A 17,112-nucleotide genomic window follows, 5' to 3' on the forward strand; every position below is an offset into this window, starting at 1 on the left:
GGCAAGCCCCCTCCCACAGTTGATTGCATTTCAGCCCCGGGCAGTCAGTGCCCCGAAGCCGCAGGCCCCGCTTTCGCGGTAAACGGCGGCTTGGCCAGCCACACCAGCAACATCAAGCCCGCGAAGATCCACCCCATCAACGTGAAGTAGTCCACGGTGGACATCATGTAGGCCTGGCTAGTGAGGATCTGGTCCAACTGCGCATACGCTTTGTGCCCCGCCCCGCCGAGCGCCTGTATCGCCTCGCGCGTGGCCGAGTCATAAGTGGTCATGTTCTCGCTCATGTACGCATGGTGCTGATCGGCGCGGCGAATCCAGATCCAGGTGGTGAGCGAGGCCGCGAAGCTGCCGCCCAAGGTGCGCAAGAACGTTGCCAGCCCCGCGCCGTCGGCAATCTGCTGCGGCGGCAGGTCGGACATCAGGATGCTCAAGGTCGGCATGAAGAACAGCGCCACGCCGATCCCCATGAACAGCTGCACCAGGGCGATATGGGTGAAGTCCACCTCATTGGTGAAGCCTGCGCGCATGAAGCAGCTCAAGCCCATCGCCAGGAACGACAACCCCGCCAGCAGGCGCAAGTCGAATTTGTGCGCGTATTTGCCCACGAACGGTGACATCAGCACCGGCAGAATGCCGATCGGCGCCACCGCCAGGCCGGCCCAGGTGGCGGTGTAGCCCATCTGGGTTTGCAGCCACTGCGGCAGGATCAGGTTGATGCCAAAGAAGCCCGCGTACCCGCCGATCAACACAATGGTGCCGATGCGGAAGTTGCGGTAGGCGAACAGGCGCAGGTTCACCACCGGGTGCTTGTCGGTCATCTCCCAGATCACGAACACCGCCAGGGCAATCGCCGAGATCACTGCACCGATAATGATGAAGTTGGATTCGAACCAGTCCAGGTCATTGCCCTTGTCGAGGATGATCTGCAAGGCGCCGACACCGACGATCAGGCTCAACAACCCCACATAGTCCATCGGCTGGTAGCTGGTGACCACCGGGCGTTTCTTCAACTGCGCACGCACCACCATCACCGCAAAGATGCCGATCGGCACGTTGATGAAGAAGATCCACGGCCAGCTGTAGCTGTCGGTGATCCAGCCGCCGAGGATCGGTCCCGCAATCGGCGCCACCACCGTGACCATCGCCAATAGCGCCAGGGCCATGCCGCGCTTGGCCGGTGGGTAGACCGCGATCAGCAGCGTCTGGGTCATCGGGTACAACGGCCCCGCCACCAGCCCTTGCAGCACGCGAAAGCCGATCAACTCGGGCATCGAGGTGGAAATACCGCACAGGAACGAGGCCAGCACGAACAGCATGGTCGCCCACAGGAACAGCTTCACCTCGCCGAAGCGCCGGCTCAACCAACCGGTGAGCGGCAAGGCAATGGCGTTGCTCACCGCAAACGAGGTAATGACCCACGTGCCCTGCTCCGAACTCACGCCCAGGTTGCCGGAAATGGTCGGCAACGCCACGTTGGCGATGGTGGTGTCGAGCACCTGCATGAAGGTCGCCAGCGACAGCCCGATAGTGGCCATCAACAGGCTGGGTGGCGTGAACGAGGCGTTATTGCTCATCAGCGTTGCGCAGCCTTGGGGGCGGCGACGCTGTTGTCATGGATCAACTGGTTGATCATGGCATCGGCCTCGGCCAGTTGACGGTCATACACGTTGGTGGTGAACGAGGCCTTCTGCGGCGGCTGTTGCGCCAGGACCGGGCCGCTCTGGTCGTGCAGGTCCACATTGACCACGGTGCTCAAGCCAACGCGCAGCGGGTGCTTGGCCAGTTCTTCGGCATTGATATGGATGCGCACCGGTACGCGCTGCACGATCTTGATCCAGTTGCCGGTGGCGTTCTGCGCGGGCAACAGGGCAAATGCGCTGCCGGTACCGGCGCCGAGGCTGTCGACGGTGCCGCTGTACTTCACGTCGCTGCCGTAGATGTCCGACTCGATGTCCACCGGCTGGCCGATGCGCATATCACGCAGCTGGGTTTCCTTGAAGTTGGCATCGATCCACAGCTGGTCCAGCGGAATCACCGCCATCAGCGCGGTACCCGGCTGGACGCGCTGGCCCAGTTGCACGGTGCGCTTGGCCACATAACCGGTGACGGGCGCGATCAAGGTGCTGCGCGCGTTGGTCAGGTAAGCCTGGCGCAGTTGCGCGGCGGCGGCTTGCACATCCGGGTGAGACGAAATCACCGTGTCATCCACCAGGGCGTTGGTGGTCTTGAGTTGCTGCTCAAGGTTGGTCAAGGCGTTTTTCGCCGCGGTCAGGCTATCGCGGGCGTGGGACAGTTCTTCCTGGGAAATCGCCCCGCCCTGGGCCAGGGTCTTGCGTCGGTTGTAGTTGTCCTGGGCCGTCTGCACGTCAGCTTTCTGCGCGTTGACCTGGGCTTTCATGCCATCGACGTTGCTGTACAAGCCACGCACCTGGCGCACGGTGCGGGCCAGGTTGGCCTGGGCGCTTTGCAGGCCGACGGCGGCGTCGTTGGGGTCGAAGTTGACCAGCACCTGGCCTTCATGGACCAGGTCGCCATCGTCGGCGCCGATGCTGACCACGGTGCCGGTGACCAGCGGAGTGATTTCCACCACGTTGCCATTTACATAGGCGTCATCGGTACTTTCATTGAAGCGCCCGTACAACTCGTACCAGGCCCACACGCCAACGACACCTAAGATGACGATCAGCGCCAGGCCGATCAGCATGACTTTGCGTTTGCGCGGGTTGTTGTCTTTGGGTTGTTCAGTTGCATTGTTGCTGTCGGCAGTGGCCATGACAAATACCTCAAATTATTCCGTGCGGGTGGCTGGGGTGGTCGCGGCGACGTTGTTGGCGTTGAACCCGCCACCCAGGGCCTGCATCAATTGAATCGACAGATCGATCTGCGCAGCATTCAGGCTTGCCAACTGACGCTGGGCCTGCAGCAGTTGCTGCTCGATGCTGAGCACATCCAGGTAATTACCGATGCCGGAGCTGTAGCGCTGCACCCCGGTGTCGTAGGACTGCTGCGCGATGTCGGCGGCGTGTTGCTGGGCCTGGATCTGCCGCCCGGTGTCGCGCAGTTGCGACAGGGTGGTGCCGATATCGCCGAGGGCTTGCACCAGGGTCTTGTTGTACTGGGCCACGGCCAGGTCGTAGTCGGCGTCGCGGGCATCGAGGTCGGCGCGCAAGCGGCCGCCGTCGAAGATCGGCAACGAGATCGTCGGCGCGATATTGAAGAAGCGGCTGGCCGAACCGAACATCGCATCACCCAGCAACGACTCGGCGCCTGCGCTCGCGCTCAGGTTGAGGTTGGGGTAGAAACGGGTCTTGCTGGCGTCGATGTTCTTGCTCGCTGCCTCTACTCGCCAGCGTGCGGCGACCAGGTCCGGGCGACGGCCGAGCAGCTCGGCAGGCAACACTGCGGGCACGGCCACGGCGCTGGGTTTGAGCACCGTTGGGCGAGCCAACTCGTCACCGCGGTCCGGGCCTTTGCCGAGCAACACAGCCAACGCGATCTTGGCACTTTGCAGCTGTTTTTCCGCGTCAATCAGTTGTGACTGGGAGCTGGCTTCCAGGCTTTCGGTCTGCTGGTACTGGTACTCGCTGTCGATACCGGAACTCAGGCGGCGCTTGCTCAGGTCGAGCATCTGACGGGTGCGCTTGAGGTCATCGACCGCCAGATCACGCACGATGTGCGCCTGGCCCAGATCGCTGTAGGCCTTGGCGACGTTGGCGGCCAGGGTAAGGCGCGCGGCCTGCTGGTCGACTTCGGCGGCCCGGGCCTCGCCCAGGGCGGCTTCCCAGGCTGCACGCTGGCCGCCCCAGAGGTCGAAGTTGTAGTTGAAGCTGGCGCCGATGTTGCGCACCGTCGAATAGGCATCGCCCTGCCCGCGTGGGTCCTGGTCCTTGGCCAGGCGCGAGCGGCTCACACCTGCGCTGGCATCCAGAGTAGGCATGCGCGCGGCGTTGGCGGCATAGGCCGCCGCTTCGGCCTGGTGGGCGCGCGCGTCGGCCACTTGCATGTCGGGGCTGTTTTGCAGCGCTTCCTGGATCAACCCGTCGAGCTGTGGGTCGCCGAGGCTTTTCCACCAGTCAGCCGCCGGCCAGGCGGCGCTCGACAGTGTCACACCGCTGAGGGATTTACCTGTTTGCAGGGTATTGGCGTCGAGGCGTTGGCCCTGGGTGTCGAGGCCGCTGTAGTTGGCGCAACCGGCCAGCGTCATCGCCGCCAGCACCAGGCTGAGTGCGCGTATATTCATTGGTTACCTACCCGCTGGATCGTGATGGGGTCACCTGCGGCGATCAGAATTTTCTTGAGGATGCGTTCCAGGGTTTCCAACTCGCCCGTCTCGAGAACGCCGGCCAGTTGATTGAGGGCCTGGGCGCCGATGTGCGGCAGCATGTCCGCCAGGCGCTGGCCGTCGGCGGTCAGCACCAACTGCACCTGGCGGCGGTCCAGTTCGGAACGTCTGCGGCTGAGCAAGTCTTTCTGCTCCAGCCGGTCGAGCATGCGCGTCATCGAACCGCTGTCCAGAGACAGGTGACGGCATAACTCGGCCGGGGTATCGACGCCGAACTGGGCCATGATGATCAACACCTTGAACTGCGCGGCGGTGATGCCGTGGGGTTCCATATGGGTGTCGATGATGCGGTCCTTGAGAATCGCAGCGCGGCCCAGCAACAGGCCGAGATGGCAGTTGTGGAAGTTGTCAGGGGTGAAGTGAGGCATCGAAAGTCACCTTATTACTGCCTAGGCAGTGAATGTGTGACACGATATTACTGCTTAGGCAGCGAATGTCAAATGGAATAGTTAGGTTGCTTGGTAGTTGGCGGAAAGCTTGAGTGAAAATAGTTGTCCATGTGGGAGGGGGCTTGCCCCCGATTGCGATCTTTCAGTCAGCTAATCTATAGCTGACCCACCGCTATCGGGGGCAAGCCCCCTCCCACATTTTTTCACCGAATACGGCTTAGAAGTCGCGCTTGTAGAAGATATCCAGGGAGCTGGCCACGCCTGTGGCCACTTCCAGGTACACCTTCTTGCTCAACAAATAACGCAAGGCAATGGTGTTGGCCGGTTCGAACACCCCAACCCCATAACGCAGGCTGAGCTTCTCGTTGATCTTGCCGCTGGCCACCACGGCCGTGCTGTTGCCAGTGCCTTGAGTATCCAGATCGAAATCCTGAATGCCCAATTTGTTGGCGATATCCGAGGTCACGCCTGCGCTGCCCATCAAGCCCAGGCCCAGGGCGGCTTCGGCAAGCATGTTGTTGTCTTCACCGTTGTTGGTGCGCGAACGTCCCAGCACCAGGTAGGACAGCGCGTCCTCCTGCGCCATGGCGGGCTCGGAGAAGATCTGCGTGGTCGGCTGCTCGGCGCTGCCGCTCAGGCGAATCCCGGCGGTCACGGTGCGGGACGATTCGACCACCACACGCACCGCTTCGATATCCAGGAACGGTTGGTCCAACGGCCCGGCAAACAACAGCCGTGCACGGCGCACGTTGAGGCGCTGGCCGTAGGCGCGGTAGCGGCCGTCGTTGAGCCACAGCTCGCCACGGGTGTCCATGTTGTCGCCGATATGCACATGGCCCTGCACTTTGGCGGTGAGGCCGAAGCCGGCGAAGTTGAGCTGGTCTTCGCCCACTTCCACGTCGATATCCATGGCCATCGCCATCGGCGGTTTGCCTTCTTCGGTCTGGCTGCCGACGATCACCGTGTCATCGGACACCTTGACCGTCGAGGGCGGCAGCTCGCGCACAGTGATATCGCCGCGCGGAATGTGCACCTTGCCGGCAATCGCCAGCTTGTCGTCCTTGAGGCTGATCTTCAGGTCGGGAGCCACTTCCAGCTTGGCATAGGGCTCGACGGTGACCGGCAGTTGCGAGCCCTTGAGGCTGAGGTCGACCACCAGGGCGCGGCCCCAGTCGATCTGGCCCTTGAGGCTGCCCTGCCCGGCCTTGCCGCTGTGCCAGCCGCCGTCAAGCTGCACGCTTTCGCCGGCGATCTGCGCCTGCAGGTTCAGGCCCTCGAGGCTGATGGGCAGTTCAGGACCCGAGACTTCACCGTCCACCAGATTCACGTTGCCGTTAACCAGGGGCGCGAGCAAACCGCCGGAGATGCGGCCATTGCCGTTGAGCTTGCCGTTGAGCTTTTCCACCATCGGCACAAAGGGTCGCGCCACGGCGAGGTCCAGGCCGGTGAGGCTGAAGTTGCCGGTGATCGGCTTGTTGGCCGGCAGCGGGTTGATCTGCGCCTGCAACAGCAGTTCACCGAGCTTGCCGCCACGAAAGTTGAGCTGGGTATCGATACGCTTGGGGTTGAGCGTGGTTTCCAGCTTCAGGGTGTCGTAAGGGAAATCCAGCCATTGGCCCTTGTCCCGCACCCGCAGCTTGCCGCCACCGGCGTCTACCGAGACCACGCCCTTCGGGCCGCTGGCCGGCAGGTCGAGTTGTACGTCGGCATTGAGCCTGCCCTGCCAGGCGAAGTCTTTGGGCAGGAACGCCGCAAGACTGTCGATAGGGAATTGCTTGAGGTGGTAGCGCAGCTTGGGCTCGGGCATCAGGCGCTGGTCTTCGCCACACAGGCTGGCGCCACCGGACACCCAGCAGTGCGCGGCGAAGGTCAGCTTGCCATCGGCCAGGCGCTCGATTTTCGCCGGGGCTTGCAGGCGCCAGTCCTGGCCGCCGGCTTGTACGTCACCACTGGCCAGGCGCCCACGCCAGTTGCCGTTGTCGAGGTTGCCATCCAGGGCCAGGGCCAATTTGAGCAATGGTCCGGCCAGGTCCAGTTGAACCTTCTGGTTCTTGATATCGCCCTGGGCGCTGGCGGTGAGCGTGCCGACCTGGGTCTCGCCGCTCTGGATGCCGCTGCCCTTGAGGTCGAGCCTGGCGCGCTGGGCGCTGTCCAGTGTGGCGTCGAGGTTGAGGCTTTGCAGGCGGTTGTCGGCCAATGCCAGTTGCTGGCCCTTGAGGGCAAGCTTGCCTTGGGGCGCCTGCAAGGTGCCGGCGACATCAAGGCGGCCATTGACCTGCCCGCGCAGTTGCGGCCAGAGCTGGGCCAGGCGCGCCAGTTTGATGTCGATCTGCCCGGCCAGGCGTTGCTGCAGGCTGCCGCTGCCGTTGATGCGGTTGTCGCCCAGGCGGATGTCCAGGTTGGCAAGGGTCCATTGCGGCCCCGCGCCTTCGGCCTTGGCTGCAAACACGGCGGCCTGTCCGCGCAGGCGACCCTTGAGGTCGAGGTCGGCGTTGAGCTGGAGCTGCTCGTTCTTGAATTCGCCTTTGCTGCGCAGCGGCCCGGCCAGGGTGCCGGGCAATTCGGCGACCCAGTACGCCGGGTTCAATGCCGACAGGTCCAGCGCGGTGTCCCAGGCGATACCGTCGGCGAACTGTAGGTTCAGATGGCCCTCGGCCTTGCCCTGGCCGGCGCTCAATTTCAGTTCGGGCAGGAACACTTGCTTGAGGTCGCCGCTGAACGGCGTGACCACCGTGAAGGCGCCCGCCGGGCCGTCAAGGTCGGCCTTGAGGTTGCCCAGGTAGTTGCCATCCTTATAGGAAACTTCACCGTTGAAGGTGCGCAAGGCCACCTGCGGTTCGTCGATCAGCGGATAGAGGCGCTGCCAGGGGAAGTCCAGCCAGTCGATTTTGGCATCGGCGCTGAAACCTTGCTGCCAGTCCAGGTTGGCGCTGAGCTTGAGGCTTTGCTTGTCGCCGGCATTCAAGTTGAGGCCGGCGATCTGCGCGCCCTTGGCGTCGACCTTGCCTTGCAGCAGTAAATCCACCGGGCCTTTTTGCGCCGGTAATACCGCCTTGCCCAGCAACTGATAACCCGCTTTAAGGTCGCCCTTGGCGCTCAGGTCCAACTGGTTGAGTTGCAAGGTGTCGGGCAGATCGGCGCTGGGCTTGAACGCCTCGGAGGTGATGCGCAACTGCGCCGGCAGGTTTTCCGCCAGGGGTTGCAGCTCGCCACTGAGCTTGGCCGGCAGGTAACCGCTGCTGTCGGCGTCGAGCTTGAGGGTCTTGAGCAGGTCGCCGTTGATGTTGAGCGTGACGGTCCAGGGTGCGCCACCCGGAGCGTAGGGCAAACTGAGCGTGCCGGTGGCATTGAGCGGCCAATCGCCTGTGGGTTGCAGCAGGCCGGCGAGGTCCAGCACCAGGTCGTCGCGCTGCACATGAACGGAGTCGATCTGCATGCCGGCGGCGGTCCAATGCGCCGCCAGTTGCAAGCCCTTGAGTGCTTCACTGCCGTTGAACAGCAGGCTGCCGATACGAACATCGCCCAATTGGATAGCAACCGGCAGCTTCAGGTCGGGCAGTTGGATCGGCCCGCTGTCGCTTTCTTCGGTACTGGGTGCAAATGTCAGGCTGACCTGGTCCACATCCAGCCGGTTGATGCACAAGGTCATGCGCAACAGGCAACCCGGCGACCAGTCAAACGTCGGCGCATTGAGCTCGACGCGGCTGCCGTCCTGCTGCCACAGCAGGTGGTCGGCGCTCCACTGCCCGCCCAGGCGTCCGTGAAAATTCTCCACGCTCAAGCCCGGCACCTGGCCCAGTACCCAGCGACTGCCGGCCTGGGTACCCAGCAGCGCCCACAGCGTCAACAGCAACAGCGCGAGGACGGCGATCAATGCCAGCCCCGCTATTTTCAAACCACGCATCACAGCTCAGGCCCCATGGAAAAGTGCAATCGAATGCCGCCCGGATCTTCCAGGGCATGGGCCAGGTCGAGGCGGATCGGACCCACGGGCGAGACCCAGCGCACCCCCACACCCACGCCGGTTTTCAGGCTGGGCATGTCCAGCGTATTGAACGAGTTGCCCTGATCGATAAAGGTCGCGATCCGCCATTTCTCAGTGATGGAATATTGATACTCGGCGCTCAGCGCCACCATGTAGCGGCCGCCGATGCGGTCGCCACGGTCGTTTTCCGGCGACAGGGTCTGGTATTCATAACCGCGCACGCTCTGGTCGCCACCGGCGAAGAAGCGCAGCGACGGCGGCACCGACTGATAGCCATTGGTGGCACTGCCGCCGACTTGCGCGCGGCCCAGGAACCGGTGGTTATCCCACAAGGTGGTCAGGCCCTTGATCGTGGCGGTGCCATACAGCAGGTTGGTGTCGGAACCGAGCCCTTCCTTGGCGACTTTGCTGTCGAACATCAGGCGATAGCCGTTGTGCGGATCGATGCGGTTGTCGCTGCGCAGGTAGGAGTAGCTGATGCCCGGCATCACCAGGTTACTCAAGCCCGAGTCATTGCCCAGGCGATACTCTTCACGCTGGTATTTGAGCGAGATGACCCGGGTCCAACCGCTGGGCAACTTGCTGTGCCATTCGGGGCCGAGGGTGAGCAGCTTGCTCAGGGTGTCGGTGTTGGCGATCTCTTCATTCTGATAGCCGCCGGCAAAACGCAATTTGTCGGTGAGCGGAGGGTCCAGCGGAATGTCGTACCACAGGCCGACGTTCTGGCGCGGCGCGGACAACTCGGCTTCCCAGCCATAACTGTGGCCCTGGGGATTGACCCAGTGGCGCGTCCAGTTGGCCTTGCCCCGCGGGCCGACGTCCGTCGAGAACCCCAGGCCCAGCCCCATGGTGCGGGGCTTGCGCGTGTCCAGTTGCACGGCCACCGGAATCACGTCATTGCTTGAGGCCGCGGGGCTGGCGTCCACGCGCACGCTTTCGAAAAAGCCACTGGCCTGCAGGTTCTGGTTGAGTTCGGCGATCAGTTCGGAGTCATAGGGTGTACCTGGCTTGAACGGCACCATGCGCTGCAACAGCTCTTCGTCAAAGGGCGTGTCGCCGCTGAAGCTGACCTTGCCCATGTTGTAGCGCGGGCCGCTGTCGTAAACGAGTTCGATGTCAGCCACGCCCGCTTGAGGGTCTACGGCCAGTTTCTGACGGGTAAAACGCCCGCTGAAAAAGCCATAGCGCGACGCCTGATTCTGGATCAGGCGCTTGGCGTCATCGTAATGGCCGTGATTGAGCACCGCGCCCGGCTTGAGGTCGTCACTGGCGGGCACACGAAAGGCCTTGAGGTTCGCCGCCGGGCCATCGACGCGCAAGGTCACGTTGCGCAGGTGCACCGGCTCGCCGGGGTCGACGGTCAGGGTCAGGCGCGGGTTCTTGCCGCCCTTCACCTCGCTGGCGATCCGCGGCTGATAGAAGCCCAGCGCCTGGGCCGCTTTGCGCGCCTGCTCTTCGGCGCCACGGCTGAATCGCAGCAGGGCTTCTTCGTCACGATCGCCAACACTGCCGATGTAGCCTTCGATGTTGGCTTTCAGCGCGTCATTTGAGGGTTTGATCCGCACGTCCAGTTCGCTTTGCGCCAATGCGCCACAGCTTGTGAACAGCAGAATCAAGCCGCTGGTAAATCTTCCTGGAAACTTCATAGGCGCGGATGCTACACGAGCGAGAGAGGTACTTTGAACTCGGATTTATCTGAATAATTCTGTCTCAGGCCGTTGCAGCATTTGACGCCTGGGGATTGGGATGAAAAAACACATGCTCCAAGACAGGTCCTACGGCAATTTCACCGATTTCCTCATAGCCCTGGCGCTTATAGAAATCCAGGTAACGGGAGTTGCCCGTGTCGAGCACCACGCCCGAGGAGTGCTGGTCATCGGCGCACCAATTGTGGACGGCTTCGAGCAATTGTTCGCCATAGTGCTGGCCTTGCAACTGCGGGTGAATACCCAGCAACGGCAACACATGCACCGACTCACCGGGCAGGCACGCCAATACGGCCTGATGGTATTCGAGGTAGCGCCGCGTACCGCGCACACCGGTGCTCAACCACATGCGGATCTGCCACGCCCAGCTCTCGGTGATGCCCAGGCGCCGTTGCGGCGGCGCGATAAGGGCGACGCCAATCAAACGGTCGTTGACGAACAGGCCGATGGCCGGAAGTTTCTGAAAGAAGTGCTGCTTGACCAGCTCGCGCACTGTTGCGCGTACCCGCTGTTCATAACCTGGACGCTCGGCTTCGAAGATGTAGGCGAAGGTCGGTTCGTGACGGTAGGCCTGGTACAACAGGGAACGCGCTTCGCGGGAATAACCGCTGTTGAGCAGGCGAATCTCGGCAGCTGCCGTCGAGGTGTCAGGCATAACAATCAATCTCCTGGACGCCATTCAAAAAGATGGCGTTCTTATGGGTACGAACCTGCGCAGCGCCAGTCGTTCCCAGACATTAGCAGCGCATGCATCCTACCGCCACGCTGGCCCCCGTCCGACTTGTCGGCTAGCATCGCCCTTTTGCCAGACTGGACCGCCGACCATGAAAATCGTCTCCTTCAATATCAACGGGCTGCGTGCCCGCCCTCATCAGCTGGCGGCGCTGATTGAAAAACACCAGCCGGACGTCATTGGCCTGCAGGAAACCAAGGTGCACGACGACCAGTTCCCGCTGGCCGAAGTCCAGGCGCTGGGCTATCACGTTTACTACCATGGCCAGAAAGGCCACTACGGTGTGGCCCTGCTCTCGCGCAAGGAAGCGTTGGATGTGCACAAAGGTTTTGCCACCGATGAAGAAGACGCCCAGCGCCGTTTTATCTGGGGCACCTTTGCCGACGAGAGCGGCAACCCGGTCGTCATCATGAACGGCTACTTTCCCCAGGGCGAAAGCCGCGACCACCCCACCAAATTCCCGGCCAAGCAGCGCTTCTATGAAGACCTGCAGCAACTGCTGGAAAGCCGGTTCAGTAATGACCAGGCGCTGGTGGTGATGGGCGACGTGAATATTTCCCCGCAAGACTGCGACATCGGTATCGGCGCCGACAACGCCAAACGCTGGCTGAAAACCGGCAAGTGCAGCTTCCTGCCCGAAGAGCGCGAATGGATGGCCCGCCTGAAAAACTGGGGCCTGGTGGACAGCTTCCGTCACCTGAACCCTGAAGTGACCGACCGTTTCAGCTGGTTCGATTACCGCAGCCGTGGCTTTGAGGACGAGCCCAAGCGTGGGCTGCGCATTGACGTGATCATGGCGTCCAACGGCTTGCTCCCACGGGTCAAGGATGCCGGCGTCGATTATGATCTGCGGGCATTGGAAAAGCCGTCGGACCATGCGCCGATCTGGTTGGAATTGAGTTAATTCCCTGACACTACTCGATCAACTGTGGGAGAGGGCACGCCCTGGCCCTCTGTAGGAGCGAGCTTGCTCGCGAAAAACGTCAACGATACCGCGTATTTACTGAACGAACGCGGTGCCTGTGAGTTTTTCGCGAGCAAGCTCGCTCCTACAAAAGGGCCAGGGCAAGCCCCCTTCCACATTTTGTTCTGTGGTGTATCAGTCATATGTTTGCAATCCAACTGACTTAATCTCGCAGCACTTCCTTTGGCGCAAAAAGGTGCCGGCATGAGGCTGCGCGTTCTGTTACTGCTGACGCTGTTCCCGTTTTTCGCTGTGTCTGCCCCTCTCCCGCTTCCCGATCAAGGCCCGGCATTGCGTATCCAGGGTTCCAACACCATCGGCGCGGGATTGGGCCCGGCGCTGGTCAAGGGGTTGATGGAGCGCCAGGGTTTGCAAGGCGTGCGCATCGAACCCGCCGAGGGCGCCAATGAACAGCACGTGATCGGCAAGACCCGTCAGGGTAAAACCGTGAGCATCGACGTAGCCGCCCATGGTTCCAGTACAGGATTTGCCGCGCTGAAAAACCACAGTGCCGACCTCGCCGCATCGTCGCGCCCGATCAAAGACAGCGAACTGGTCGACCTGGAAACCCTGGGCGACCTGAAAAGCCCGGAAGCCGAACAGGTGATCGCCATCGATGGCCTGGCAATCATCCTCAACCCCCGCAACCCGCTCAACACGCTGGACACCGAGCAACTGGCGCAGATCTTCAATGGTCAGATCAGCACCTGGGAAGCCCTGGGCGGCAGTGGCGGCGCCATTCATGTGTACGCCCGCGACGACCGGTCCGGCACCTATGACACCTTCAAGGAACTCGTGCTGAACCGCCGCGACACACCGCTGGTGGCGTCGGCCCGGCGTTTCGAATCCAGTGAAGCGCTGTCCGATGCGGTCAGCCAGGACCCTCAAGGCATCGGTTTTATCGGGCTGCCCTACGTCCGCAAGGCCAAGACGGTGGCGGTTGTCGATGGAGACTCGCAACCGATGCTGCCACTGGGCAGCCTGATCGCCACCGAGGATTACCCGCTGTCACGGCGACTGTACGTTTATCTGCCGCCGGCGACGCAGAATCCCTGGGCCAAGGCACTGGTGGACTTTGCCCAGAGCAGCCAGGGCCAGGCGATCGTGGCGGCCAATGGTTTTATCGCCCAGCACGTGCAGGCAATCGGCGTGGAGCCCCGCGCCTCGATGCCCGAGGAGTATCAGGCGATTGTGCGCAACGCCCAGCGTTTGACGGTGAACTTTCGTTTCGAGGAAGGCAGCGCCAGCCTGGACAACAAGGCGCGCCAGGATGTGCAGCCGGTGGTGGCCTACCTGAAAAGCCACGGCAAACTGCACAAGCAAGTGACGCTGGTGGGGTTTGGCGATGCCAAGAATGATCCGCAGCGGGCGGCCTTGCTGTCGAAGTTGCGGGCCATGGCGGTGCGCCGGGAGTTGGTGAAAAGCGGCGTGATACTGCGCGATACTCGCGGGTTCGGCGCACAGATGCCGGTGGCGGCGAATACGGCGGATGAAGGCCGGATCAAGAATCGGCGGGTGGAGGTCTGGGTGTACTGAGGCTGGTTTTTGGGGTGTTCAAACCGGCCTCATCGGGGGCAAGCCCCCTCCCACACTTGGATTTGTGAATACGGTCAACATGTGGGAGGGGGCTTGCCCCCGATAGCAGGCGACGCGGTCTCACTGCCCGCCGCGCATCAGCTCCTTGGGCACATACTTGCCAATCTCAAACTTGCCGATCGCCGCCCGGTGCACTTCATCCGGCCCATCGGCCAGGCGCAGGGTGCGCTGCATGGCGTACATATAAGCCAGCGGGAAATCATTGGACACACCGGCACCGCCGTGGATCTGGATGGCGCGGTCGATAACTTTCAGCGCCACGTTGGGCGCAACCACCTTGATCTGGGCGATTTCGCTTTTGGCGATTTTATTGCCCACGGTGTCCATCATGTACGCCGCTTTCAAGGTCAGCAGCCGCGCCATGTCGATTTCCATGCGCGAGTCGGCGATCTTGTCGATATTGCCCCCCAGGCGCGCCAACGGCTTGCCGAAGGCGCTGCGGCTGACCGAGCGTTTGCACATCAACTCCAGCGCGCGCTCGGCCATGCCGATCGAGCGCATACAGTGGTGGATACGGCCCGGGCCAAGCCGCCCCTGGGCGATCTCAAACCCGCGCCCCTCACCCAGCAGCACGTTTTCGTAAGGCACGCGTACGTTGTCGAACAGCACTTCGGCGTGACCGTGGGGCGCATCGTCGTAGCCGAACACCGGCAGCGGGCGCAGGATTGTCACGCCGGGCGTGTCCACCGGCACCAGGATCATCGAATGCTGCTGGTGGCGCGGCGCATCCGGGTTGCTCAGGCCCATGAAGATCAGGATCTTGCAGCGCGGGTCGCAGGCGCCGGAGGTCCACCACTTCTTGCCGTTGATCACCCATTCATCGCCCTGGCGTTCGGCGCGGGCGGCCATGTTGGTGGCGTCCGAGGAGGCCACATCGGGTTCGGTCATGGCGAAGGCTGAACGAATCTCGCCGCGCAGCAGCGGCTCGAGCCAGCGTTGTTTCTGCTCTTGATTGGCGTAACGCACCAGCACTTCCATATTGCCGGTGTCGGGGGCCGAGCAGTTGAATGGTTCCGGGCCCAGCAACGAGCGGCCCATGATTTCGGCCAGTGGCGCGTATTCGAGGTTGGTCAGGCCGGCGCCCAGCTCGGACTCCGGCAGGAACAGGTTCCACAACCCCTCGGCTTTAGCCTTGGCTTTGAGCTCGTCCATGATCGCAGTGGGCTGCCAGCGGTCACCTTCGCTGACCTGGCGTTCGAACACCGGCTCGGCCGGGTAGACGTAAGCGTCCATGAATGCGCTGACGCGTTCACGCAGTTCCTGAACCTTGGGCGAATAGGCGAAATCCATGAGCGGCTCCCTTCTCTGAGAGGTTGTTTAGGTCATGCAATCGATGCTAGAACAGCGTTGATAATTTACCTAGCCTATTCTCGGCGTGTATTAACATTCATCACCGATATATGATTGACGTCTGAAGACGTAAAAAATCGCCACCTGATAATAAGAGCGCAACCCCCATGAATCTGAGCAAGGTCGACCTCAATCTCTTTATCGTCTTCGACGCGATCTACACCGAAGCCAACCTCACCCGGGCCGGGCAGATTGTCGGCATCACCCAGCCGGCGGTCTCCAACGCGCTGGCACGCCTGCGCGAGACCTTCAACGACCCGCTGTTCGTGCGCACGGCCCAAGGCATGGTGCCCACGCCGATGGCGCAGAACATCATCGGCCCGGTGCGCAATGCGTTGTCGTTGCTGCGGGTGTCGGTGCAGGAGAGCCGGATTTTCAACCCGCAACAGGCGGCCAAGACCTATCGCATCAGCATGACCGACCTGACCGAAGCGGTGATTTTACCGCTGCTGTTCCAACGCCTGCGCCGCCTCGCGCCGACGGTGGTCATCGAGAGTTTCCTGTCCAAACGCCGCGAAACCACCAAGGAACTGGCCGCCGGGCGCCTGGATTTTGCCGTGGATGCGCCGCTCAACACCGACCCGCAAGTGCGTCACGTCAAGCTGATGGAAGACCGCTACGTGTGCGCCATGCGCAAGGGCCACCCGATGGCGGGCAAGGACAAATTCACCCTGGATGACTACCTGTCGCTGACCCATATCCATATTTCCAGCCGCCGCAACGGCCTGGGGCATGTCGACCTCGCCCTGGGCAAGATGGGCATCCAGCGCAAGATCGCCCTGCGCTCCCAGCACTATCTGATGGCATCGCAAGTATTGCAGCAGACCGACATGGTCATGACCGTGCCCGAACGCTTTGCCCGTCGCCATGAACTGCACTGGTTCAACCTGCCGGTCAATGACGTGCCGCCGGTGGAAACCCATCTGTACTGGCATGAAAGCACCGACCAGGACCCGGCGAACCGCTGGATGCGCGAACAGATGATCGAGTTGTGCCAGCAAGTCACCGCCCACGAGAAGAAACTGGATAAGCAACAGGCTTGAGGTTGCAGGAGGCCCCAGTGTGGGGGGGGCTTGCAGTATCTACACAACGCCGTAGCGCCCACCGCTAACCACGATGCGAAGCGAGCCGCTCTTGATCTTGATCTGCTCTTGATCTTGATCTCAGGCGCCCCGTTAAACCACGCTGGCCGAACGCAGGCTTGAATCCGTGGGTAACCCGGCAGGACGCCGGGTTAGCCGCCCCGCGCCATGGATGGCGCGTGGCGGCGGCCCACGGATTCAAGCCTGCGTTCGGGCACACCGAGCCTAGGCGAGGTGCCGAGTGGTGGGGCAAGAGCGTTTTGCTTACTTTTGCGCTTTTCAAAAGTGAGCCGCCGTCAGGGCGGAACCCTAAGCAGCCGTTACCGCAGAAACGGATATGTACTCGGTCCAATCCAACATCCTGGTCGGCTCTGAGGCCGCCATCGGGGGCAAGCCCCCTCCCACATTTGCACCGGGATCGACACAAAAGCCTGGTCGGCCCTGAGGCCGCCATCGGGGGCAAGCCCCTCCCACATTGAATTGTGGAGCACCAGCAAGGGGGCCCTTGACGTTCACGTCAACCTGACATTAGCTTAGCGCCAAGCCTTTCTCGAGCACCGCCATGAGCATCACCTACAGCATCTCCGACCTCGCCCGCGAGCTCGACATCACCACCCGCGCCATTCGTTTCTACGAGGAACAAGGCCTGCTGGCCCCCGAACGCCGCGGCCAGGAGCGCATCTACTCGGCGCGGGACAAGGTCAGCCTCAAACTGATCCTGCGCGGCAAGCGCATCGGCTTTTCCCTGGCCGAATGCCGCGAGTTGATCGAGCTCTACGACCCCACCAGCGGCAACCACATTCAACTCAACAGCATGCTGGCAAAGATCGCCGAGCGCCGTGAACAGCTTGAGCAACAGTTGCTGGATATCGAACAAATGAAGCTGGAACTGGACACCGCCGAAGAGCGTTGCACCCAGGCCCTGGCACACACCATGCGCCAGGCCGGCCATTGACAAGAAGGTA

General features: G+C 62.2%; 12 protein-coding genes. 4 read left to right on the plus strand and 8 right to left on the minus strand.

Annotated features, from left to right (window positions below; genetic code table 11):
• Positions 1-44 precede the first annotated feature (44 nt).
• The 7 genes from BOP93_RS16375 to BOP93_RS16405 all read right to left on the minus strand — a co-directional run bounded on the left by BOP93_RS16375 (position 45) and on the right by BOP93_RS16405 (position 11,077).
• Positions 45-1,574: a DHA2 family efflux MFS transporter permease subunit gene (locus tag BOP93_RS16375; RefSeq protein ID WP_104503451.1), complete on the minus strand. Its 1,530-nt coding sequence runs from the start codon at positions 1,572-1,574 to the stop codon at positions 45-47.
• A complete protein-coding gene (locus BOP93_RS16380) occupies positions 1,574-2,773 on the minus strand; it encodes an efflux RND transporter periplasmic adaptor subunit (protein WP_104503452.1) in 1,200 nt (399 codons plus the stop codon). The genes BOP93_RS16375 and BOP93_RS16380 overlap by 1 nt, the downstream gene beginning before the upstream one ends.
• A gap of 15 nt (positions 2,774-2,788) precedes the next feature.
• Entirely contained in the window at positions 2,789-4,240 is a 1,452-nt protein-coding gene (locus BOP93_RS16385; RefSeq protein WP_104503453.1) for an efflux transporter outer membrane subunit, read from the minus strand.
• On the minus strand, positions 4,237-4,710 hold the full coding sequence (locus tag BOP93_RS16390; RefSeq protein WP_104503454.1) for a MarR family winged helix-turn-helix transcriptional regulator: 474 nt from the start codon (positions 4,708-4,710) through the stop codon (positions 4,237-4,239). The genes BOP93_RS16385 and BOP93_RS16390 overlap by 4 nt, the downstream gene beginning before the upstream one ends.
• Before the next feature lie 238 nt (positions 4,711-4,948).
• On the minus strand, positions 4,949-8,635 hold the full coding sequence (locus BOP93_RS16395) for a translocation/assembly module TamB domain-containing protein (protein ID WP_205885758.1): 3,687 nt from the start codon (positions 8,633-8,635) through the stop codon (positions 4,949-4,951).
• On the minus strand, positions 8,635-10,362 hold the full coding sequence (locus BOP93_RS16400; protein ID WP_104503456.1) for an autotransporter assembly complex protein TamA: 1,728 nt from the start codon (positions 10,360-10,362) through the stop codon (positions 8,635-8,637). The genes BOP93_RS16395 and BOP93_RS16400 overlap by 1 nt, the downstream gene beginning before the upstream one ends.
• A 64-nt stretch (positions 10,363-10,426) precedes the next feature.
• On the minus strand, positions 10,427-11,077 hold the full coding sequence (locus BOP93_RS16405) for a GNAT family N-acetyltransferase (protein ID WP_104503457.1): 651 nt from the start codon (positions 11,075-11,077) through the stop codon (positions 10,427-10,429).
• 169 nt (positions 11,078-11,246) lie between these two features.
• Between BOP93_RS16405 and xthA the strand changes: the two genes are divergently transcribed.
• Positions 11,247-12,059, plus strand: a complete 813-nt coding sequence (gene xthA / locus BOP93_RS16410; protein ID WP_104503458.1) for an exodeoxyribonuclease III — start codon at positions 11,247-11,249, stop codon at positions 12,057-12,059.
• Between the two features lie 264 nt (positions 12,060-12,323).
• Complete coding sequence (locus BOP93_RS16415) at positions 12,324-13,655, plus strand: substrate-binding domain-containing protein (RefSeq protein ID WP_104503459.1); 1,332 nt, start codon at positions 12,324-12,326, stop codon at positions 13,653-13,655.
• Positions 13,656-13,775: 120 nt separating this feature from the next.
• Here BOP93_RS16415 and BOP93_RS16420 read toward each other — a convergent pair whose 3' ends face one another.
• Positions 13,776-15,005: an acyl-CoA dehydrogenase gene (locus BOP93_RS16420; RefSeq protein ID WP_104503460.1), complete on the minus strand. Its 1,230-nt coding sequence runs from the start codon at positions 15,003-15,005 to the stop codon at positions 13,776-13,778.
• Between the two features lie 167 nt (positions 15,006-15,172).
• Between BOP93_RS16420 and BOP93_RS16425 the strand changes: the two genes are divergently transcribed.
• Together BOP93_RS16425 and BOP93_RS16435 are read left to right on the plus strand one after the other, a co-directional pair.
• On the plus strand, positions 15,173-16,108 hold the full coding sequence (locus BOP93_RS16425; RefSeq protein WP_027606275.1) for a LysR family transcriptional regulator: 936 nt from the start codon (positions 15,173-15,175) through the stop codon (positions 16,106-16,108).
• Between the two features lie 601 nt (positions 16,109-16,709).
• The gene (locus tag BOP93_RS16435; protein ID WP_104503461.1) at positions 16,710-17,102 is read left to right on the plus strand and encodes a MerR family transcriptional regulator; all 393 of its coding nucleotides are present in this window, start codon (positions 16,710-16,712) and stop codon (positions 17,100-17,102) included.
• The last annotated feature ends 10 nt before the right edge of the window (positions 17,103-17,112 follow it).

The sequence above is a fragment of the Pseudomonas orientalis genome (assembly GCF_002934065.1).
Lineage (GTDB): Bacteria > Pseudomonadota > Gammaproteobacteria > Pseudomonadales > Pseudomonadaceae > Aquipseudomonas > Aquipseudomonas orientalis_A.

What these genes read in the sequence shown, in the direction of transcription:
- BOP93_RS16380 (WP_104503452.1), bottom strand. Translation starts at nt 2,773, where the DNA reads ATGGCCACTGCCGACAGCAACAATGCAACTGAACAACCCAAAGACAAC.
- BOP93_RS16390 (WP_104503454.1), bottom strand. Translation starts at nt 4,710, where the DNA reads ATGCCTCACTTCACCCCTGACAACTTCCACAACTGCCATCTCGGCCTG.
- BOP93_RS16400 (WP_104503456.1), bottom strand. Translation starts at nt 10,362, where the DNA reads ATGAAGTTTCCAGGAAGATTTACCAGCGGCTTGATTCTGCTGTTCACA.
- BOP93_RS16435 (WP_104503461.1), top strand. Translation starts at nt 16,710, where the DNA reads ATGAGCATCACCTACAGCATCTCCGACCTCGCCCGCGAGCTCGACATC.
- BOP93_RS16405 (WP_104503457.1), bottom strand. Translation starts at nt 11,077, where the DNA reads ATGCCTGACACCTCGACGGCAGCTGCCGAGATTCGCCTGCTCAACAGC.
- xthA (WP_104503458.1), top strand. Translation starts at nt 11,247, where the DNA reads ATGAAAATCGTCTCCTTCAATATCAACGGGCTGCGTGCCCGCCCTCAT.
- BOP93_RS16395 (WP_205885758.1), bottom strand. Translation starts at nt 8,635, where the DNA reads ATGCGTGGTTTGAAAATAGCGGGGCTGGCATTGATCGCCGTCCTCGCG.
- BOP93_RS16375 (WP_104503451.1), bottom strand. Translation starts at nt 1,574, where the DNA reads ATGAGCAATAACGCCTCGTTCACGCCACCCAGCCTGTTGATGGCCACT.
- BOP93_RS16420 (WP_104503460.1), bottom strand. Translation starts at nt 15,005, where the DNA reads ATGGATTTCGCCTATTCGCCCAAGGTTCAGGAACTGCGTGAACGCGTC.
- BOP93_RS16425 (WP_027606275.1), top strand. Translation starts at nt 15,173, where the DNA reads ATGAATCTGAGCAAGGTCGACCTCAATCTCTTTATCGTCTTCGACGCG.
- BOP93_RS16385 (WP_104503453.1), bottom strand. Translation starts at nt 4,240, where the DNA reads ATGAATATACGCGCACTCAGCCTGGTGCTGGCGGCGATGACGCTGGCC.
- BOP93_RS16415 (WP_104503459.1), top strand. Translation starts at nt 12,324, where the DNA reads ATGAGGCTGCGCGTTCTGTTACTGCTGACGCTGTTCCCGTTTTTCGCT.